We start from the raw sequence: 18,744 nt of genomic DNA, 5'->3' as shown, positions 1-18,744 counted from the left end.
TGGAGAGATTAAGAGATGTTTAACAATTTTTCAAAAATCCTTGTTGGACTTATGCTGCTCGCTAGTGCAGAAGTTGTAATAGCGCAAAACATTAAAGCTACTGTTTCAGGACGTGTTTTAGATAGTCAACAAACGGCTTTAACGGAGGTAGAACTTACTATAGTAGATCTAAATAGAGGTTTAGAACGTCAAATAACTAGTAATTCACAAGGTTATTTTTATCAAGCAGGCTTAGATGCGGGCCGCTACCGTATAAAAGCCAATAAATCAGGCTTTGCTGTTTATGAAAGCCAAGAATTTGAATTAAAAGTTGGTGATGCTACAAGTTTGGAAATTCAATTACAAGTTGCTCAAATAGAAGCAGATGTCCAAGTTTTTGCTAGCTCATCTACAGAACTTCAACTTAATGAAGTCAAACTTTCTCGTAGCTTTAACCAAAAGGAAATGAATGATTTACCCGTACAGTCTAGCGGGACGGGAAGAAATTTTTATGCCCAAGCTCGCACCGCGCCCGGAGTTGCTACATCAACTTCAGCACATCGACCTTTTGCCGTTAGTGGTCAACGTCCAAGAAATAATAATTATTTAATTGATTCAGTAGAAAATAATGATCCTAATTCTGGCTTTATCGCTGGTCGAGGCGTAACCGAACAGCTTGTTAGTCAGGAAGCTGTACAAAGTTTTGAAATCATTACTCATAATTTTAAGGCTGAATATGGCCGTAATTCAGGCTCTATTGTTAGCCTTGTAACCAAATCAGGGACAAATGATTTTCATGGAAGCGTTTATGAATATCATAATAATTCTGCTATTTCTGCTAGAAATCCATTGTTACAAGACCAAATTTCCCAACGAGGCAATTTAGCAGGCTTTACTTTTGGTGGGCCAGTAAAGAAAAATAAAGTTCATTTTTTTGGTAATTATGAATTTTTCCGCCCTCGTGGTAGCGAACTACGAACTTTTCAAACCTTAACCGATAAAGAACGAGTTAGAGCCGTTGCTAGTGTTCGTCCCCTTGTTGATCTTTATCCACAATCTCCAAACGGTTCAAGAATTTTTACTGTAGGGACTCCACGAGTTGTTAATCAAAATACTTACTTAATCCGCACCGATATTATCTTAAATAATCAGCAAACCTTAGCTTTTAGGCATAATTACACCGACGCTAACACCGATAGCCAAGGCATTGGAAACACAGTCTCTAGCCGCGTTAATATTCATAATCAGACTTTAGGCGGAACAATTCATTATAATTATGCAATTAGCCCTAGGCTTTTTAATGAATTACGAGTTGGTTATACAAGACAAACTGAGGACGATACTTTTCTAGATCCTAGCTTTTTAGGTGATCCAAAAATAAATGGTGAAATCGGCTTTTTAATTGTTTCTGGTCTTAGTTTAGGCGGGCCACTTAGCTTTTTAGGCCGACAAAATTTCCAAAATAATTATCAAATTAGCGATGATGTTTCTTTCCAAAAAGGCAACCACGCTATTAAATTTGGTGGCTCGTTTCGTCGGCTTCAAGTTAATGGTGGTGCAATTAATAGCGGTTTTCGTGGACAAATTTTCTTTCCAAGCATTGATGCTTTTCTTGCTGGTCAAGCACTTTCTTATAATCGCAATGTTGGAAACCCACTTATAGGTTTGCGTCGGACAGAATTTCATACCTATATTCAAGATGACTGGAAAGTAAACACAAAACTTACGCTTAATTTTGGCTTGCGTTATGAGCTAAACACCGCACCAACAGAGGCCGCTGATAGAATTTTAGAAGAATATCGTTTTCGTGGTGATAAAAATAATTTTGCTCCTCGTGTCGGTTTTGCTTGGTCAGTGCTACCTAAAACCGTTATTCGTGGTGGCTATGGAATTTTCTATAATGCTATTGAGCTTTCTTTTATTGGGTTAACCAGATTTAACCCTCCAATAGTAGGAAATATTTCTGCTTTTCGTCCTCAACTGCCTAATTTAGCATCTCAAGCTAATGCTGTACTTCCTACAGGGTTAGTTATTCCTGACCTAAATGCTAGAACACCTTATGCACAACATATTAGCTTTTCTGTAGAGCGAGAATTATTTAATCCTAATTCAACCTTTACGCTTTCTTACGTAGGCACACAAGGAAGAAAACTTTCCCGAACACGTCGCCCAAATGGTGGAGAAAACCTAGCACAAGCTATGCGTCCAGATCCTAAAATAGGCGTTCTTAATAGGTTAGAAACCTCTGCTAATTCTGATTACCACGCGTTGCAATTTAGCATGTCACAACGAATTAACCAAAACTTGCTAATTAGAGCCGCTTACACTTATTCAAAATTTATTGATGATGTTTCAGAAATAACTGACACCAACCAAAATCTTGATCGTGGTGTTATCCCAGTTGATGAGAATAATTTACGGCTAGAACGTGCTGTTTCAGATTTTCATATTCCACATATTTTTACTGTTAGTTATATCTATCAACTACCATTTTTTGCTAGCAATCGTTTTGCAGGTGGTTGGACAATTTCTGGTATAACTACGCTACAATCTGGCAGACCATTTACGCTATTTAGCGGTACAAATAACCCACTAGGCAGTAATAATAATAGACTTAATGATGTAGCAGGGCTTTTAGTTCGTGATCCATCTTCTATTACTCTAATAAAAATACTTACTGGTGCAAACCGTAGTTTGCTAACACCTGCTACTGGAAAAGTTGGTACATTAGGGCGTAATACTGAAGTAGGGGACAGCTTTTTAGAGACTAATTTATCTGTTTCTAAAGATTTTGCTCTAAAAGAAAACTTAAAATTACAAGTTCGTGCTGAGGTCTTTAACCTCTTTAATAACAGTAATTTTGGCACTGTAGAAACGCTTTTTACTTCTCCTAATTTTGGCCGTGTGACATCGGCTTTTGATGCAAGAAGAACACAAATAGCAGTTAGAGTTACTTTCTAAAATTTCTCTAGTTTTAGCAGCACAAGTTATGTTTTGTGCTGCTAACCACTTTTGGAGGTTTGTTTTTTATGAAGTCATTTAAATTGTCTCGAAACATAATTTTACTTGTCTTAATAACTTTACTAATTAGCTCAATATCTGTTGTAGCAGATAAAAAAGTTGCTAAAACTAAAGCCGAACCCTATCAATTTGAAACCAAAGCCTTAGCCTTAAATGACCTTGGAATGGCTATTTCACGCGATCCTAAACTAGCACTTCGTGCATCAGGTGGAATTTATCTTTTATCTGTTTATACTTGGCCTATAACAAAAGCTGAGGCTAAAGCCGAAACAACAACAAGTGCTGATGCTGAGCATCACGGCGGAAGCGGCTTTGCACAGCTTGGTTTATCGGTTTCTCATGACGGAGGAGACACATTTTCTGCACCTGTACCAATTAGCGAAAAAACAGCTAAAGTCTCTTCACATGGGGAAAATAGTCCCTCGCTTGCTTTTGGTGCTACGGAAATGTATGCCCTTTGGGAACAACAAGCCGAACGAGGCACAGATTTAATGTTTTCCCGTTCAACAAACTTTGGACGTAGCTTTGATAAACCAATCAAAGTAACTGATAAATCTAAGCCATCTACTAACGCATTTTCATTTATGGCAACAGCACCTAATAATCATATTTATGCTGTTTGGTTAGATGGACGAAACCCTAATCCAGAGTTTCCTGGCACATCTTCAGTATTTTTAACTAAATCTAGCGACCGAGGAGCAACTTTTAGCAAAAATTTAGAAGTTGCTAAAAATGTTTGTCCATGTTGTCGTCCTAGCATTGGTTTTGGTAGCAAAGGGGAGGTTTTTGTTTCCTGGCGTACAGCTACTAAAGATAATATCCGGGATATAGTTGTAGCTACTTCAACTGACCAAGGCGCGACTTTTTCCGAGCCTGTTAGAGTAGCTGAAGATAATTGGAAAATAGAAGGTTGTCCGCATTCAGGCGCAACTATGACAAGCAAAGGAGATCGTCTTTATATTGCTTGGTATTCTGAAGGCAGCCCACGTGCAGGGATTCGCATTTCCTGGTCAAATGATGGTGGCAAGACATTTGCAGACCCAACCATTGCATCGGCTAATGTACTAGACGCTAATCATCCTGCTTTTGCTAGCTCAGAGGAAGGAAAACTAATGCTAATTTTCCAAGGCCGTAACCCACAACAAAAAGATCGTTGGGGTGCATTACAGCCTTATCTAGTTGAAGTAACAGACAACAAAGTTTCTAAACCTATGGCAGTACCAGGTAGCAAAAAGTCTGTCTTTTATCCTGCAATGGCTGTAGGCTCATTAGGACGTGTTTTTATGGCTTGGACAGAGCCAACCGAGCAAGGCACTAGCATAATGTTTCTTAGGGCTAGAGGTAAAGATTAAAGGTTTTGCTTAAGTTTTTTCTTAGGCCTTATCTTTTTTAATTTTCAATTTTTCAATGTCGTTTAGTTTATGCTAATCGCAATTTTTGTAAGGACGCACGCGCCTCTCCACCCTTTATATTTGGGCATATTAGTAATTCTAATATTGTTATATTGCTTAACTTGACTTGATAGTCTTCAATCTCTTGTGTAGAAGCGCGATTAAAATTCCATTGTTGTCGAACTATTTCATGAAAAGTTTTTCCTTTATCATCAGAGTAGCGTAAAACAAACTCTTGTGTGCGTTCTACTTCTATTTCGATAAAATGCAAAGCAATACGGTTAATATGTTGTGGTTGGTCAAATATCAACCGAATAACTTGTTCACCGGCTTGTGCTGCATACCAACCTAATTGGTTATTTGGTAATAATGCTTGTTCTATTGGGTGTTCAGCCGCTTCAGAAGTGATTTCAACTTGGGCTATTTGTTCTAAATCTAACCATTGTTCATCTATTAAGATAGTAGCGGGATGAGTAGCCTTGATAGTACTTTTACGCATAATTTGCTCCTTATTAGTATTATTGGTTTAATATATTAAGTATGTTATTACTATAGCACTACCTGTAATATTTCTATACCAATAATATTTTCTGAAAAGTTTTTGTTTGTACACCCTTATTTTACTGATATTGTAAAGCACGCTCACGCAAATACTTAAGCCGATCTCTAAGTTCTGCTGCACGTTCAAATTCTAATTTTTTAGCAGCTTCACGCATTTCAAATTCTATTTTTTTAATGGTTTCAGCTAGGTTTTCTTTTGTATATTCTTCAAATTGGCCTAAATCCAAAGGCACCTTAAAGTAATCTGCTTCATAGGCTGTAACTAATGTAGCTTCAATAGGTTTAACAATTGTTTGTGGAGTAATACCATTTTCTTGATTAAATTTTTCTTGGATTGAGCGACGGCGGGCAGTTTCTTCTATTGCATAACGCATTGAATCCGTAATTTTATCAGCATAAAGTATAGCTTTTCCATTAACATTTCTAGCTGCTCGCCCTATGGTTTGGATTAATGAAGACTGACTACGCAAAAATCCTTCTTTATCAGCATCTAAAATAGCTACAAGAGAAACTTCTGGCAAGTCTAATCCTTCACGAAGTAGATTTATACCAATTAGAACATCAAAGTCTGCTCGGCGAAGGTCGCGCAAGATTTTGATACGTTCTAATGTGTCAATTTCTGAGTGTAGATAGCGGACACGAATACCTATATCTGCATAATATTCGCAAAGATTTTCTGACATTTTTTTAGTTAAAGTTGTTACTAAGACCCGTTCATTTCTAGCAGTACAAATGCGGATTTCTTCTAGTAAATCGTCAATTTGACCTTTTACGGGACGAATAAAAACTTCAGGGTCAAGTAGTCCAGTAGGGCGAATAAGTTGTTCAACAATTTCACCTTCGGTTTTAGTTAATTCATAATTACCAGGGGTAGCAGAAACAAAGATACATTGAGGAACAATTTCTTCCCATTCAGCAAATTTTAATGGGCGGTTATCAAGGGCTGAAGGCAAGCGAAACCCATAGTCAACAAGTGTTTGTTTGCGGGATCGATCCCCATTATACATACCACGAACTTGAGGGACAGTTTGATGGCTTTCATCAACTATAATTAGTGCATCAGAAGGTAGATAATCAAAAAGTGTTGGTGGATGATCGCCAGGTTTACGGCCTGTTAAATGACGCGAATAATTTTCAATTCCTCGGCAAAAGCCTAGCTCTTTAATCATTTCTAAATCATAAATGGTGCGTTCATGCAGGCGATGAGCTTCTAAAAGTTTATTTTGCTCAATAAGCTGTGGTTCCCATTCCTCTAGCTCTGTTTTAATTGTGGTGACGGCTCTTTTAATAATATGTTTAGGCATTACAAAATGTGAGCGGGGATAAATTGGCATTCGTCCGTTATGTCTATTTAATACTTCGCCTAACAATGGGTCAATAATAGAGATAGCATCTATTTCATCTCCCCAAAATTCAATCCTGATAGCCTGATCTTGATAGCTTGGATAAACCTCTACAATATCACCTCGAACTCTAAATTTACCTCTTTCAAAAGCAACATCATTACGTTCATATTGAAGTTCTACTAATCGTTTAAGCAATTCTGTTCTGGTAATTTGTTGGCCTGCTTCGATTAATATCAACATATCAAAATAAGATTGAGGGTCGCCAATACCATAAATACAGGAAACAGATGCTACAATAATACAATCACGTCTTTCAAATAATGAACGTGTAGCGGAAAGTCGCAACCTATCAATTTCATCATTTATAGTTGCTTCTTTTTCTATATAAGTATCTGTTGAAGGTACGTAAGCTTCTGGTTGGTAGTAATCATAATAGCTAACAAAATATTCCACTGCATTTTTAGGAAAAAAGTTCTTAAATTCTTGAAAAAGCTGTGCTGCTAGGGTTTTATTATGAGCCATCACTAAAACAGGGCGTTGAAGATGTTCGATTACTGAAGCTACAGTATAAGTTTTTCCAGAACCAGTTATACCAAGTAGGACTTGATATTTTTCTCCTGATGTTAGACCTTCAACTAATTGTTTAATGGCTGCGGGTTGGTCGCCACGAGGTTTATAGTCTGATACAAGCTCAAAACGCATAATATTTTCCTATCAAAATAAGTAAATAACTAAAGTGAATTAAAAGAGAAATTATAGATTTCATTCTTTAGATGAGCAAATCTAAATGCAGATTTTTTGGACGTTAAGCTCAGGAAAAAGAGGATAGAGTTTATTTATATTTACATTGCTAGTTAAAAGATTTTTCCTATAATTACCTCAACAAGATAGCAGACGATTTGTTGTGCCTAAAGATCGTTTTAAAAAAGCTTTTTCTTTCAATCAAATACAATTTGGTTTTAGACTTTCTTTTTAATTTTCTTTTTAATTTGGAGCTTAAGTATTTTAATGACAGTAATTACTAATTTTGAAGCAGCCAAAACAATAGATTTAAGAAAAATTCCTGACCGACTAGAACCACAATCAATATTAATGTGTCCACCTACTTATTTTGAGGTAAAAGATATAAAAAACTCTTTTATGCAAGATAATTTGGGAAAAGTTAATATAGACTTGGCTCGCCGACAATGGGAAGATTTACGAGATACATTTATAAAATTAGGTAAACAAGTTTTTATAATTGATGCTGTACCAGAATTAGAAGATATGGTATTTGCTGCCAATCAAGTTTTACCATACTTTAGTAAAACACCTTATGTTTTACTTTCTCATATGCGTCACGCATCGCGTAAAAAAGAAGTTCCATATTATCAAGACTGGTTTAAGAAACGAGGCTATGAAATTTTAGAGCTAGATAGTAGCCAAGATTTACTTTCTGAAGGACAAGGGGACGCAATTTGGCATCCAGCTAAACAAATGCTTTGGGGAGGTTATGGGCATCGAACAAGTTTAGCCGCCTACCAGGAAATAGCAGCAAAATTGTCTGTTCCTGTAATTGCTTTAGAATTACATACTAGTGATTTTTATCATTTGGATACCTGTTTTTGTGTGCTAGATCCAAACACAGTTTTGATCTATAGTGAGGCTTTTACTAAGGAAGGATTAAAACTTATACATCATTTTTTCCCTAGAGTAATGGAAGTTCCAGCAGAAGACGCTTACAAAACTTTTGCTTGTAATGCTTTATCCTTAGATTATAAGTATGTAGTAATTCAACAGGGAGCAGAAGCAACAAATGAAAAGCTTTATCATGCAGGTTTTGAAGTTATAGAAGTAGACACTAGTGAGTTTATTAAATCTGGGGGAAGCGTTTTTTGCTTAAAAATGATGGTCTATTAAATTTATGTTACGAGCTAATGATGAAATAGGCCCTTATACTTTAATTCGTCAATTAGGGCGAGGTGCTTTTGGTGTAGTTTGGCTAGCAGAACGTCGAGGTAAAATTGCTACTACTCAAGTAGCTGTTAAATTTTCATTAGATGAAGAACCAGACTTAAAAGAGATTGAAAAAGAATCTCGTCTTTGGGTTGAAATTGGCAAACATCCAAATATTTTGCCTATTATTGAAGCAGATGTTTATGATGAATATGTTGTAGTTGTTAGTGAGTATGCCCCTGACGGCTCACTAGAAGCTTGGTTAAAAAGTCATGGAGGAAATGCACCTAATTTAGAATCTGCACTCCAAATAACTTTAGGAATTTTATCAGGACTAGAACATCTTCACTGTCGCCGAATTATTCATAGAGATATAAAACCTGCCAATGTTTTGCTACAAGGTGATACTCCAAGGTTAGCTGACTTTGGACTAGCTAGAGTCCTAAGAGCTAGTGCTAAAAATAGCGGTATTGCAGGAACACCTAACTATATGTCTCCAGAAGCTTTTGACGGGCAAAGGTCTGTACAAACTGATATTTGGGCTGTTGGAGTAATTCTTTACCAACTCTTATCTGGCTCATTGCCCTTTAGTCAATCAGATTGGCCGTCTTTAATGAAAGCAATTATTAATAATGAGCCAAAACCTTTACCAGAAACGATTCCTCTGATGCTAAGGGAAGTTGTTAGTAAAGCTTTACAAAAAGATCCCCTTCGTAGATATGCTAGTGCTAAAGATATGAAAGAGCAATTACAAACCTTTTTGCTTTATGGCACTCAAGAAACTCTAAAACAAAATTTAATAGATACACAGGATGATTTACCTGTGTTAAGTTCTTATTTAATAGAAGATTTGACTGTTAACACAATGACACAAGTTGATGAGTTAAATGATGCTTCTTCTGGTAAACCAAAACTATTTTTTGAATTTGATGGGTTGTTATTAGAACATGATGCAGCTATTAGAAAACGCTATGTTCGGCAAAATCGCTACTTTATTGAAGAATTAGCAGAAAATAATTACTTAGATATGGTTTTTATACCTAAAGGTATATTTTTAATGGGTTCACCAGAGCATGAAATAGGTCGTGCTAATGATGAAGGGCCTTTGCATGAAGTAAATATTACAGCATTTTATCTAAGCAAAACATTGGTTACGCAAGCACAATGGAGAGAAGTTGCTAATTGGCCGAAAATAACACGTCGTCTTAATCCAGATCCTTCACATTTCAAAGGGGATAACTTACCTGTAGAGAGTGTTTCTTGGGAAGAAGCACAAGAATTTTGTGCTAGGCTTTCAGCAAAAACTAATAAAAATTATCGTCTACCTTCAGAAGCAGAATGGGAGTATGCTGCAAGGGCTGGAACGACTACACCTTTTTCTTTAGGTGATACTATCACTACAGATTTAGTTAATTACAATGGAAATAATTCTTATTCAGCCGGGCCAAAAGGCGTTTACCGTCGCGCTACAACACCAGTTGCCCATATGGTGATAGCTAATCCTTTAGGATTATTTGATATTCATGGCAATGTTTGGGAATGGTGTCAAGATACATATCATAGTAATTATATAAATGCTCCCAATGATGGGGTTGCTTGGCAAAAAGATGATAATAGCCCTGCAACAGAATGGCGGGTTTTACGCGGAGGTGCTTGGAATGTAGGTAGTAATGCCTGTCGTTCTGCGGCACGTTTTAAGCTAATACCTGATATTAAATCTCATTCAACAGGTTTTCGGGTGGCGGTTTCTTAAAGAAGAATTTATTTTTCAAAATTAAAAAATAAAAAGGTTAGCTAAATCAAGTATTTAGCTGACCTTTTCTTAAAACTATATCTAATATTACAAAATAAGCATAATATTTAAGAGAAATTAGATCAAAAAACCTTTAAGCAAAATAGTAAAAATAAGCAAAATAACAATCATATTTAGTCACCCACCTTTAAGAGTTAAATTTTGTTAGTGTGGAAGTTCTTGCCCAAATTGGAGTAGATAGCCATTGCAATCCCTAATAGCAAATTCTCTCATTCCATAATCAAAATTTTCTATTGGGTATTCAACAGTTACTTTATCTTTTAGTTCTTCCCAAAATTTGTCTACAGCTTCTGCATAGAGATATAAAGAGCCTGTCATTAGAGTGTCTTCTAATTTTGAATGGGCATTTTTGCTAGTGAACATAATTTCAATAGAATCTTTTTTTAGACAAGTCCAGCAAGGTTCTCCTGCTTCGGGCCAAACAGATGCACAAGTAAACCCTAGTGTTTTTGTATAAAATTCTATTGTTTCAGCTAGGTTTTTTGCTTCTAGCATAGGAGTGATATGACTTAATTGCATAAGTATCCTTAGTGAATTAAAAATAAGGTAATAGAACCTAGAGAAAATAAAGTTATTTTCTCTAGGTAAATGTTTAATGAGTGATGGGAGTAGATTATTTAAGCTTGTGCAGCTTGTCCACAATCACCTTTAGAAAAGGCTTCAGCAGAAGCTTTAGCAATTTCTTCAGGGGTCATATCTTTAATATGTGTACAAATTGACCAGCAATGACCATAAGGATCAGCAACTTGACCATAACGATCACCCCAAAATTGATCAGCTAAAGGCATTTTTACAGTTGCTCCAGCGGCAATAGCAGTGTTAAAGACATCATCAGCATTTTCAACATATAAAGATAAAGTTACAGGAGTATTACCGATGGTTTGAGGTGATAAACAACCCATTTCAGGGTATTCATCACAAAGCATTAACATAGAATTGCCAATTTTTAATTCTGCATGTCCTATTTTTCCGTCGGGTGTTGGCATACGAAAAATTTCTTCTGCACCAAAAGCTTTTTTATAAAATTCAATTGCTTCAGAAGCATTTTTTAATATGATATGTGGTGTTAAAGTATGAAATCCTTCGGGGATGGGTTTGACAGACATAGTTTCTCCTTAAGAGTTATTAGTTAGTTATTTAATGGTTTAATGACTAGGGTGACGAAATATAATCAAAGATCAACGGTGTTGTCAATAAAATTAAGCGAAAATGTTGCGAAATAGATTAACTTAAAAACCATTGTATATAAGTTATTGAAAATAAAAAGAGCTTTCAATGATCAAAAATAAATAAATTGTAGGAAACAATAATGACACTTAGTAAAATTGGTATTTTGGGGGCTGGCAGCATAGGGTGTTATTTGGGGGCGCACTTTATTTCTAAATCAATAGATACAATTCTTGTTGGACGTGAAAAAATTGTTGAGCAAACAAGAAATAATGGGTTAAGAATTACAGATTTTACTGGAAAAGAGATTTATCTTTTACCATCACAAGTTAAATGTGTAACAGAAATAAAGGCTCTTGCTGACAGGGATTTAATAATTGTCACCTTAAAAAGTGCTGCTACTAGAGAAACAGCTTTACAGCTTAAAGAATTTTTAAGGGATAAGACAATTGTAGTAAGTTTTCAAAATGGTGTACAAAATGCAAGTTTGCTACGTCAAGTTTTAACAAAAACAGAAGTATTGGCGGGAATGGTTCCTTTTAATGTTGTTTGGAATGAAAATGCTCACTTTCATTGTGGCACAAGTGGCGCACTTGTGGTTGAAGAAAAAAATAATTCTCAAAAAGTGGTTTCTATTTTGAATAATGTAGGGTTAGAGGCTAAATCTAGTCAAAATTTAGAGGCAATACTTTGGGGAAAGCTAATCTTTAATCTAAATAATGCTATCAATGCTTTGTCAGGTATCTCTTTGAAAGAAGAACTTTCCCAAGTTGGCTACCGCAAAATTATTGCAGCAGCAATGCGAGAAGCTCTTTTTATAATGAAAAAAAGTGGAATCAAGCCTCAAAGTAGTGGTGGGTTAATTCCATCGCTAGCACCTTTTGTATTATCACTTCCAGATTTTTTGTTTTTTAGGATTGCTGCTAAGATGATAAAGGTTGATCCTAAAGCCCGTTCTTCTATGTCACAGGATTTAGAACAAGGACGCAAGACAGAAATAGATTATATTAATGGGGAAATTGTTAATTTAGCTCAAAAAAATAATTTATCTGCTCCAATTAATAGGGCAATTATTAGTTTAATTAAAGAAGTAGAACAGACTAAGCAGTTACCAAAGCTATCGGCTACAGAGCTAACAAAACGTCTTGCTATATAAAACTTTAAATTAAAGATAGGAAATTATGTTAAAAGCAATAATTTTTGATTTTGATGGTGTAATAGCCAACAGCGAACCAGCCCATTTTGTTACTTTTCAGCGTGTTTTAGCAGAAGAAGGGATAAAAATTTCTCAAGCTGATTATTACCAAAAGTATTTAGCAATGGATGATAGAGGAGCATTTACTACAGCTTTAACAGATTTTGGACGACTTAGCGACCCAGTTTATGTTTCAGAACTAATTTTTAGAAAATCCTCTTATTTTGAGCATTATTTAGAAAAAGAAATGGATATTTATCCTGATACATTAGAATTTATTAAAAGTGTTCAAAAGCGGTTTCCTTTAGCTATAAACTCTGGAGCTTTAGGAGCAGAAATAGAAGCTGTTTTAGCAAGAATAAATTTACGGACAGTGTTTTCACTAATTATTAGTGCTGATAATATTAAAAGATGTAAGCCAGATCCAGAAGGTTACTTAAAAGCTTTAGATGGATTAAATAATTTACACCCAGAACTTAATGCCAAAGCATCAGAATGTTTAGCAATAGAAGATTCAATTGGAGGGCTTAAATCTGCTTTGGCGGCAGGGATGAAATGTATTGCTGTTACTAATACTTATCCAGCTACTTCGCTTAGTGCAGCAAATAAAGTTGTTGAAAAGCTAACGGATTTAACCGACCAAGAATTAGTAAAATTATTTGCTTAAAACAAAAGAAAGCTTATCTATGATTTCACTAAAGAAAATTTTTCTAGTGTTTTTAGTTATTATTTGTATTGTCAATACAGATGTTTTTTCTGCTTCAATTAAGGACAAGCAAAAACCTACTAAGCAGCAAAAAGTTGCTTCAAAACAGACTCTACCAAAGCTTAAACAAGAAATAACAAGTCTTCTAAACAAACCAGAATATACGGATGCTGGAGTATCAGTAAGAATTATTACTCAAGCTACAGGTAAAGTGGTTTTTGAAAAGGAAGCTGAAAAGCTACTTAAACCAGCTTCTAATATGAAAATTTATACTACAGCAGTAGCATTAGAAACACTTTCACCTAATTATCGGATTAGGACATCTGTTTATTCAGAAAGTAAGCCTGATAATGATGGGGTAATTAAAGGGAATTTAATACTTTATGGACGTGGGGATCCAACTTTTGCTAGTAGTTATATGGATGATTACCAGCCTTTTGATTTGCTTGTTAAACAATTAAGTGGAGCAGGAGTTAAGCAAATAAATGGAGATTTAATTGCTGATGAAAGTTATTTAAAGGGTAGTTCTTTAGGTCAAGGCTGGGAATGGTTAGATTTGCAATGGCATTTTGGAGCAGAGATAAGTGCTTTAACTGCTTATGATAACAAAGTAGAAGTGCAAATAAAGCCAGGTGCAAAAATAGGAGATCCTTGCCAAATAACAGTTACTCCTGATGTGGGTTATGTGTCAATTATTAATAAAATGGACACAATTGCAGCTAAAGGACAAAGGGAAATAGGCTTAAATCGTGGACTAGCAGATAATTCACTGTTAGCTTGGGGAAAAATGCCACTAGATGACACAGGGTTTTCGGCTAGGCTAGCAGTTTATCGACCTGCCGGGATGTTTGCTAGTCTTTTTAAGGCTGCTTTAAGTCGTTCTAATATTAAATTTAATGGAAAAATTATTATTATAGATAGTTCTTTACGTTCACCTTTAACACCTAGCAACACAGAAAAATTAGTTGAACTAGCAGCAATTGATTCACCTCCATTAAGTGAAATTATTAGGATAGTAAATAAATTTAGCCAAAATCTTTATGCAGAACTGTTACTGCGCACAATAGGAAAGGTAAAAGGAAAAGTAGAAAAAGATAGTGATGAAGCAGGATTAGAGGTAATTAAGGATTTTTTAAGTCAAATAAAAGTTGATCCAACAAAACTTTTACTTTCTGATGGTAGTGGGTTGTCACGTCGCAATTTAATTAACGCATTTGTTACTACAGAACTACTAAAACATATAAGTCGATCTGCTAATTTTGCAGTTTTTCAAGATTCTTTGCCTTTAGCTAGTGTTGATGGGACATTAAGACGGCGGATGGCTGATAGCAAGGCTGCTCAAAATGTTCAAGCAAAAACGGGAACGCTTAGTAACACTAGTAGTCTATCTGGCTACGTTAAAAGTGCTGGCGGAGAAACCTTTATTTTTAGTATCTTAGTTGATAATTTTACCGCTGATTTTCGTCAGGCTTTAGCTTTACAAGATAAGATTTGCCAATACTTAGCAGATTTTACTGGTAAAATTGAAGCGATAAACTAATATATTTGCAGTGTTTATTAGAGTTATGGTAGTCTAGCTTGGTAAGTTTTTTGTTTTAAGCGAGAAATTTTACTTTAAATGGTGATAAACACTGGAAATATAGCAAATAAGTGTATAAACTATACCAACAGAATAAGTTAGATTAGAATAGGGAGCGCATTATTAATGGCACGATCTACTACTAAAACTACTAAAGAAGCCACAAAAACTACTAAATATAAAGGTGAAGCTACATCAACAACCGCAGCTAAAACAAAAGCTAAACCAGCACCAGTTCCAGTTACTAAACCTAATACTATTACTAGGTTAGAACTAGCTCAAGAAGTGGCTAAAGCTGTAGGAAGTATGATGGAGATTACTAATAGAGATGCTGAAGCTATTGTAGCAGAAATAATTCAATCAATGATTGATACATTAAAAGAAGGTAACGAAATAGAAATACGTGGTTTTGGGTCATTTCGCCTACGTAGCCGCCGTGCTAGACGTGGCCGTAATCCCAAAACTGGTGAATCTGTAGATGTACCAGCTAAAAGAGTAGTTTATTTTAAGATGGGAAAAGATTTAAAGTTATTCTTAACTCAAAATTCTTAAGTATTAAATAAGCCACTTAATTATTAGTTATTTTTTATTAAGTGGCTTATTTATTTATTTTTACTTCTAATTCTAATTTTTAATCCTCTTCATTTAACCTAGAAATTTTTATAGTCTGAATTATTACAGGGGCTAAACTAGCATTGAATAGTGCATCTCCACTGTATTTTGCACTTATTTGATGATCTCCAAGTCTTAGCTGGCTTGTGATAAATGTTGCTTCTGCACGAATAATATTTATAGGTGTTTGTTCTACTCCATCAATAATAAAGGTTATTGTTCCTGTAGGATTACTATTAGTTGCTGTGTCTGTTGTTACTACAGCTATAAAAGTTGCAGGACTATTGAGTTTACTAGGATTTGTAAGGGAATTAACTGCAATTTTGGTTTCTAACTTATTAACTATAACTTGTGTTGTTCCACTAATACTTGGATTATTTAGATCTTGGACTGTAATTGTATTTATTCCAATATTTTTTAGAGTTATTGCTTTAGCAAAAGTATGAGTTCCTAAATCAGAAAAATTAAAAGAAAAATTAGTAGGTAGCAAGGCTAGTGAGTCGGAACTGGAAAATGTTATTGCACCAGTATAACTACTAGCTGTATTACCTGACGAGTCAATAGCTGTTACTTTTATATCAAATATTTGTCCGCTTAATACTTCTGTAGGTGCTATTACTTCTAATCTAACAGCAGGATCAGAATTAATTAATAAGCTATAACTTTGATTAACACTACAACCACTAGCATCAGTAACTGTAACTGCAAAGTTAAAAATACCTGTTTGTGTAGGTATTCCGCTAAGTTCTCCATTTGCTGAAAGTGTAAGCCCTGAAGGTAAACTACCAAAAGTTACTGAAAAATTGTAAGGATCCACTCCACCACTAGCTGCAAAGCTTTGATTATAATTAGTTAAACGTTGTCCAATAGGTAGACTACTTGGACTGACTAAGACATCACACTTACATAAATTTAATAGTAATGAAACACTTAGACTAGAGCTATTAGTCACAATTAAATCTGGAGTAGTATCTTTATTGATATCTTTAATAGTAATTGAACTAGGTTCTCTTCCTATTCCTAAAGGTAAGTTGCTGTCAAAAACAAAGCTATTATTACCATTACCAAAAAAGAGGGAAATATTATTGGTAGTTGCATTTGCTAGAGCTATATCCAGATTTCCATCTAAATCTAAGTCTGCTACTGAGACCGCAACAGGTTTTATTGCTCCAGATAGTTGAATATTATTTAAGGTGGTAAAATTTGCATTTCCATCATTTCGTAAAATAGATAGGTTATTACTACCACTATTAACAACTACAATATCTGGGCTACCATCTCGATTAAAATCACCCGTTGCAATGGCTCTTGGTGAACTGCTACCAACACCAAAATTATTTACAAGAGAAAATCCAAATGGGCTACCAAGTAAAATGCTAATGGTATTACTGCCTAAATTAGCAGTAGCTAAATCTAAAGAGCCATCTCGGTTAAAGTCTTCTGCTATTAAGGAAAATGGCCCTATTCCACCATTTAGATTAAAATCTATAGGTATGTTAAATGTTCCATCACCTAATCCAAATAAAAGTGATATGGTGTTGCTGCCAGCATTAGCAGTAGCTAGATCTAAAAGGCCATCTCGGTTAAAATCCGCTGTAAGAATTGCTACAGGCTGGCTACTAGTTAGCTGGGTAGTATTTGATACTCCAAGATTACCTGTACCATCCCCTAGTAAGACATAAACGTTATTAGTTGCAACATCAACAGTAGCAATATCAAAATTACCATCACGGTTAAAATCTCCATTTGTTAAAGAAAAAGGTTGAATACCTCCAGTAGCAAAATTATTAGTACCAGAAAAACTATTGTTTCCTGTTGCTAATAATAAAGATATATTGCCATTGCCAGGATTAGCAGTAGCTAAATCTAGGAGTCCATCCCGATTAAAATCAGCTATGGTTGATGATTGGGGCCCAGCTATATCACTAATAGTAATATTATTAGCATTAGCAAATGTACCACTACAAGTAACAGTACAATTATTTAGTAAAACGGAAATATCTCCAGAAGTTTGATTAGCAGTAGCTAAATCTAATTTATTGTCTAAATTAAAATCTGCTGTAATTAAATTTTGTACGCCTTTTGCTAATGGTAAAGGTAGAGTTGTAAGGTTAATAAAATTACCTGTTCCATCACATAACAAAGCCGATAAGTTGTTACTGCTAGAGTTAGCAGCAATTAGATCTAGTAAACCATCCTGATTAATATCGGCTGTTTGTAAAGATTGAGGTGTAATACCTTCTAAAAGATCAAATTTATTAATTATAGTAAAATTGCTTAAACCATCACCTAAAAGAATAGAGACAGAATTATCACCATTAGCAGTAGCTAAATCTAAAAAGTTATCTTGATTAAAATCTCCACTAACAATTGCAAAAGGCAAAGTAGCCCCTAAATCAAAATTTACTGTGTTAATAATTCCAAAGCTACCATCACCTAAAAGAATAGAAATATTATTTGTATTAAAGTTTGCTGTAGCAAGATCAGGATTACCATCTTGGTTAAAGTCGCCTATTGCCAGACCCCTTGGGCCAACAGCATCAGCTAGATCTATTTTATTTACACTATTAAAATTACCTAATCCATCATTAAATAATATAGAAATATTTTCACTACTAAAATTAGTAGTAGCTAAATCCATTTTTCCATCTCGATTAAAGTCTACTTTAGCAATAAATATAGGCCCAACAGCCTCATCACCAATTGCAAAATTAGTTGCCATAGTAAAACTACCTTGTCCAGTACCAAGAAAAACAGCCACATTATTACTGTTAAAATTAGCTGTAGCAATATCCATATTACCATCTAGGTTAAAATCTTGAGCAACTATAGAACGTGGGCCTAAGCCTGTTTCTGTGCTAAAAGTTCCTGCATTGGTAAATTGACCATTTCTATTGCCTAAGAGCAAAGAAATATTACTACTAAGAAAATTTGCTGTCACCAGATCAATTATTCCATCTCGGTTAAAATCTGCCGCTGCAATAGCTTGTGAACCAGAACCGTTAACTGCAAAATTAGTAGCAGCACTAAAATTAGCTATCTGACAACCTGTTATTGCTAAAGGAGAGATATCGGTAAGATTTCTAGTGTTGTTTGATTTACTATTAGCTAAAGGGTTGTTAATTAAGTGAAATAATATAAAGAGGACTAAAACACAAAGCCAGGTTAATTTGGCTTTTAGGGGCTTGGACATACTTATTTACCTCTGTAGGGCTTTTAATGATTGATTTTAAGGAATAAGTGGAAAAGCTAGTGTAACTTAGCAAAATATTAGCCGCAAGTCTTTAATACTTTAAGGTATTATTAATTATGATTAGTAGCTTACATTAACTGATAGGCTATATATTTTAAGAGAGCAAATTTTTAAGCAGTTTGTTGGGTTTTCTTTTATTATAAAGTGTTTCTTATAGAGACTAAACTTAGAACATATAGAATAAAC

At 34.9% G+C, this 18,744-nt stretch carries 13 protein-coding genes; 8 read left to right on the top strand and 5 right to left on the bottom strand.

Annotated elements, in window-relative coordinates; translation table 11 throughout:
- Positions 1 to 15 precede the first annotated feature (15 nt).
- Both IPK14_21690 and IPK14_21685 read left to right on the top strand, forming a co-directional pair.
- Positions 16 to 2,940: a TonB-dependent receptor gene (locus IPK14_21690; GenBank protein ID MBK7995888.1), complete on the top strand. Its 2,925-nt coding sequence runs from the start codon at positions 16 to 18 to the stop codon at positions 2,938 to 2,940.
- A 68-nt stretch (positions 2,941 to 3,008) separates the two neighbouring features.
- Positions 3,009 to 4,352 carry an exo-alpha-sialidase gene (locus IPK14_21685; GenBank protein MBK7995887.1) on the top strand — a complete coding sequence of 448 codons (1,344 nt, stop codon included), beginning with the start codon at positions 3,009 to 3,011 and terminating at the stop codon, positions 4,350 to 4,352.
- A gap of 67 nt (positions 4,353 to 4,419) precedes the next feature.
- On the opposite strand, the gene IPK14_21680 is transcribed toward IPK14_21685, so the two are convergent.
- Positions 4,420 to 4,890, bottom strand: coding sequence for a carbohydrate-binding protein (locus IPK14_21680; GenBank protein ID MBK7995886.1), 471 nt, complete (start codon positions 4,888 to 4,890; stop codon positions 4,420 to 4,422).
- 121 nt (positions 4,891 to 5,011) lie between these two features.
- Entirely contained in the window at positions 5,012 to 7,000 is a 1,989-nt protein-coding gene (uvrB, locus tag IPK14_21675; GenBank protein MBK7995885.1) for an excinuclease ABC subunit UvrB, read from the bottom strand.
- A 306-nt stretch (positions 7,001 to 7,306) separates the two neighbouring features.
- Between uvrB and IPK14_21670 the strand changes: the two genes are divergently transcribed.
- Both IPK14_21670 and IPK14_21665 read left to right on the top strand, forming a co-directional pair.
- Complete coding sequence (locus tag IPK14_21670; GenBank protein MBK7995884.1) at positions 7,307 to 8,197, top strand: amidinotransferase; 891 nt, start codon at positions 7,307 to 7,309, stop codon at positions 8,195 to 8,197.
- A gap of 703 nt (positions 8,198 to 8,900) precedes the next feature.
- Positions 8,901 to 9,986 carry an SUMF1/EgtB/PvdO family nonheme iron enzyme gene (locus IPK14_21665; GenBank protein MBK7995883.1) on the top strand — a complete coding sequence of 362 codons (1,086 nt, stop codon included), beginning with the start codon at positions 8,901 to 8,903 and terminating at the stop codon, positions 9,984 to 9,986.
- A 204-nt stretch (positions 9,987 to 10,190) separates the two neighbouring features.
- On the opposite strand, the gene IPK14_21660 is transcribed toward IPK14_21665, so the two are convergent.
- Positions 10,191 to 10,565, bottom strand: coding sequence for a VOC family protein (locus tag IPK14_21660; GenBank protein ID MBK7995882.1), 375 nt, complete (start codon positions 10,563 to 10,565; stop codon positions 10,191 to 10,193).
- Positions 10,566 to 10,663: 98 nt separating this feature from the next.
- On the bottom strand, positions 10,664 to 11,152 hold the full coding sequence (locus tag IPK14_21655; protein MBK7995881.1) for a VOC family protein: 489 nt from the start codon (positions 11,150 to 11,152) through the stop codon (positions 10,664 to 10,666).
- Between the two features lie 203 nt (positions 11,153 to 11,355).
- On the opposite strand from IPK14_21655, the gene IPK14_21650 reads away from it, so the two are divergent.
- The 4 genes from IPK14_21650 (at position 11,356) to IPK14_21635 (ending at position 15,245) form a co-directional block, all read left to right on the top strand.
- Complete coding sequence (locus IPK14_21650) at positions 11,356 to 12,369, top strand: 2-dehydropantoate 2-reductase (protein ID MBK7995880.1); 1,014 nt, start codon at positions 11,356 to 11,358, stop codon at positions 12,367 to 12,369.
- Positions 12,370 to 12,394: 25 nt separating this feature from the next.
- Entirely contained in the window at positions 12,395 to 13,075 is a 681-nt protein-coding gene (locus IPK14_21645) for an HAD family phosphatase (GenBank protein MBK7995879.1), read from the top strand.
- A gap of 19 nt (positions 13,076 to 13,094) precedes the next feature.
- Entirely contained in the window at positions 13,095 to 14,654 is a 1,560-nt protein-coding gene (dacB, locus tag IPK14_21640; protein MBK7995878.1) for a D-alanyl-D-alanine carboxypeptidase/D-alanyl-D-alanine-endopeptidase, read from the top strand.
- 165 nt (positions 14,655 to 14,819) lie between these two features.
- Entirely contained in the window at positions 14,820 to 15,245 is a 426-nt protein-coding gene (locus IPK14_21635) for an integration host factor subunit beta (GenBank protein ID MBK7995877.1), read from the top strand.
- Between the two features lie 79 nt (positions 15,246 to 15,324).
- Here IPK14_21635 and IPK14_21630 read toward each other — a convergent pair whose 3' ends face one another.
- The gene (locus IPK14_21630; GenBank protein MBK7995876.1) at positions 15,325 to 18,498 is read right to left on the bottom strand and encodes a VCBS repeat-containing protein; all 3,174 of its coding nucleotides are present in this window, start codon (positions 18,496 to 18,498) and stop codon (positions 15,325 to 15,327) included.
- Positions 18,499 to 18,744: the final 246 nt, after the last annotated feature.

The organism is Blastocatellia bacterium (assembly GCA_016713405.1).
Taxonomy (GTDB): Bacteria; Acidobacteriota; Blastocatellia; order Chloracidobacteriales; family JADJPF01; genus JADJPF01.
The sequence above is the reverse complement of the archived record's forward strand: the minus strand, read 5'-3'. Positions and strand labels throughout refer to the sequence as shown.

Coding starts and splice junctions, on each gene's coding strand:
- IPK14_21690 (MBK7995888.1), top strand. CDS start 16: ATGTTTAACAATTTTTCAAAAATCCTTGTTGGACTTATGCTGCTCGCT.
- IPK14_21685 (MBK7995887.1), top strand. CDS start 3,009: ATGAAGTCATTTAAATTGTCTCGAAACATAATTTTACTTGTCTTAATA.
- IPK14_21680 (MBK7995886.1), bottom strand. CDS start 4,890: ATGCGTAAAAGTACTATCAAGGCTACTCATCCCGCTACTATCTTAATA.
- uvrB (MBK7995885.1), bottom strand. CDS start 7,000: ATGCGTTTTGAGCTTGTATCAGACTATAAACCTCGTGGCGACCAACCC.
- IPK14_21670 (MBK7995884.1), top strand. CDS start 7,307: ATGACAGTAATTACTAATTTTGAAGCAGCCAAAACAATAGATTTAAGA.
- IPK14_21665 (MBK7995883.1), top strand. CDS start 8,901: ATGCTAAGGGAAGTTGTTAGTAAAGCTTTACAAAAAGATCCCCTTCGT.
- IPK14_21660 (MBK7995882.1), bottom strand. CDS start 10,565: ATGCAATTAAGTCATATCACTCCTATGCTAGAAGCAAAAAACCTAGCT.
- IPK14_21655 (MBK7995881.1), bottom strand. CDS start 11,152: ATGTCTGTCAAACCCATCCCCGAAGGATTTCATACTTTAACACCACAT.
- IPK14_21650 (MBK7995880.1), top strand. CDS start 11,356: ATGACACTTAGTAAAATTGGTATTTTGGGGGCTGGCAGCATAGGGTGT.
- IPK14_21645 (MBK7995879.1), top strand. CDS start 12,395: ATGTTAAAAGCAATAATTTTTGATTTTGATGGTGTAATAGCCAACAGC.
- dacB (MBK7995878.1), top strand. CDS start 13,095: ATGATTTCACTAAAGAAAATTTTTCTAGTGTTTTTAGTTATTATTTGT.
- IPK14_21635 (MBK7995877.1), top strand. CDS start 14,820: ATGGCACGATCTACTACTAAAACTACTAAAGAAGCCACAAAAACTACT.
- IPK14_21630 (MBK7995876.1), bottom strand. CDS start 18,498: ATGTCCAAGCCCCTAAAAGCCAAATTAACCTGGCTTTGTGTTTTAGTC.